Annotated in this window: 2 protein-coding genes; both read right to left on the bottom strand. The window is 72.0% G+C overall.

Translation table 11 applies throughout. The annotated features are described in order from the left end of the window. Positions 1-957 (bottom strand): family 2B encapsulin nanocompartment shell protein (locus tag K6I34_RS35925; protein WP_229332223.1); only part of this gene is annotated, 957 nt, incomplete at its 3' end. Positions 958-1,103: 146 nt separating this feature from the next. Further along, positions 1,104-2,279, bottom strand: a 1,176-nt coding sequence (locus K6I34_RS35920; protein ID WP_374231113.1) for a phosphodiester glycosidase family protein, incomplete at its 5' end; no start/stop codon positions are given.

The raw sequence follows: 2,279 nt of genomic DNA, 5'->3' as shown, positions 1-2,279 counted from the left end.
GCGCTGCTTGAGGTCGGCGTTGTGCAGCAGGCCGAACGCGCGGTTGTTGACCATCTCGTGCTCCTGGCGCTCGCGCAGGGCCTCGATGGTCAGCCGGAGCTGCTGCTCGACCTGGTTCATCGGGTCGTTGTAGAGGTCGGCGACGCGGGAGTGGACCCGCAGCACCGTCTGCGCCACGCTCAGCTCGTACTCACGGGGTGCGAGCTCGTAGTCGGCGAAGACGCCGGGCAGGGCCGGCTCGCCCGAGTGGCCGGAGGCGACGTCGATGGCCGACTCGCCGTACTCGTTCTGCGGGAGGCCGATCTCTTCCTGGGCCGCCGTGACATGGGCGCGCAGCGCCTCGGAGGAGCCGAGCAGCTCCTGGAAGACCTGGCGGGGCAGTGTCAGTACCGTGCAGGCCGTGAGAGCCTGGGCGGTGAAGCCCCAGGTCTGCTCCGCGGCCGCGGCCACCTCCCGGTCGCCGAAATACCCGCCGTCGGCCAGCACGCCGAGCACGGCCGGGTCGCCGTACTCGCCCTCGGTCACTTGGTTGATCTTGCCGTGCGCGATCAGGACGACCTGGTCGGCGGGGTGCCCCGCCTCCACGATCACCTCGCCCGGCTGGAACTCCCGCTGGGTGAAGCGGCCCGCGAGCGCCTCGAGCGTCGCCGCGTCGTCGAAGCCGCGCAGCAGCGGCAGCTCGCCCAGCTCCGCCGGGATGACCCGGACGTCCGCGCCCGTCGAGACGAACTCCACCCGGCCGTCACCGAGTGTGTGGGTGAGGCGGCGGTTGACCCGGTACGCACCACCGGGCACCTGGACCCACGGCAGCAGGCGCAGCAGCCACCGCGAGGTGATGCCCTGCATCTGTGGGACGGTCTTCGTGGTGGTCGCGAGATTGCGTGCGGCCGCCGTCCCCAGACTCAGCGGGCCGGGGTTGTTGTTATCGGAGTTGGCTGTCTCCACTGACGTCGTCATAGACGAATGCCCACCCATTTCATTGCGAACTGGCCGTCGCGGACCCGGACATGGGGAATTCCGCTGATTTTCGCGCGTACTCCGTCGACGCTAGCAGTGGGGATCGGGCGGCGCAGTCACTCGAATGGGTGGATTGATCGATGGTGTTAATTTCGGAAAAAGACTCCGATTCCGTTGGCCACCGCGCGTTCACCTCCGCCGGACGGGTGGTTGCGCACCCTCGCCCGCTCCTCGCCCGGATCGCGGGTCGCCAGGGTGCTCGACCCGCCGCCGTCCAGGTTCACCGCGTCGTCGGACCCCAGGTCCCGCATGAGATCGGCCAGTTCGGCGACGGTCATGCCCGAGCGGTACTCGGAGCCGCCGTCCAGGGCCAGGAGATAGAACCGGCGGCCGTCCTCGCCCGTGCCCGCCGAGGTCCGCACCGCCGAGGTGGAGTCGTCCAGTCCGGCGACCGGTCTGCCGTCGCGCAGCACGGGGAAGCCACCGATGGCGAAGCGGAGGGCGCCGCGCTCCTCGGACTCCAGCCGGTCCTCGACACGTACGGTGTCCCCCACCCGCATCTTGCGCAGCTCCTTCGCCCCCGCGTCCCGTCCGGCCAGGACCACCGAACCGGCCGGGATCGCGCCGCGCCCCGGCCTGTCGGCCACCGCCGCCACCCGGTCGCGCCGCACGGTCACCTCGTAGGTGTCGTCGCTGCACGGGGCGGACCGGTCGCGGTCCGTCCCGCATGTCGCCCGCTTGCGGGAGGCCGTGCCCCAGTCGGAGGTGAACGCCCCGATGCCGCCGACCGGCACGGCGTACTGGTTGAGGCCGCGCAGTGTCAGCTTCCTGCCGTGGGCCGTCACCGTCCCCGCCAGGGTGAGCCGGTCCAGCCTGGCCGAGCCGTCCGTGCCCAGGCCGATGACATCGCGGGTCGACGCGCCCTGCGGCATGGCCGGTCCGAAGCGCTGGCCGTCGGGCACCGCGGCCCCCAGCCGGTTCCCGTGCGCGATGGACGGGCCCACCGGCGCGCCCGTCGCCTCCACCCCGGGGTGCTGGGTCTCGGTGATGTTGAAGAAGTCCCCGTTCACCCCGCCCACCGCGCCACCGCGCTCGACCATCCGGGAGACAGTGGCGCGTGCCGCGACCGTCCCCGGGTAGAGCAGGTCCAGCGAGACACCCGGCTCGCTCAGGTCGACGGTCAGCAGGTGGCCGTGCGCGGGCCCGTGCGAAGCCGTCAACGAGAAGTCCCGGTACTCCACCCCGTGCACCACGGGAGTGGCGGCACCCAGCCGCAGATCGCGCCCGGAACCCGCCCCCGCGGCGTTCGCCCCCGTGGCGCC

The organism is Streptomyces sp. UNOC14_S4 (genome assembly GCF_020740835.1).
Lineage (GTDB): Bacteria > Actinomycetota > Actinomycetes > Streptomycetales > Streptomycetaceae > Streptomyces.
Note: the sequence above shows the minus strand (reverse complement) of the source record. Positions and strands in the feature narration are given on the sequence as shown.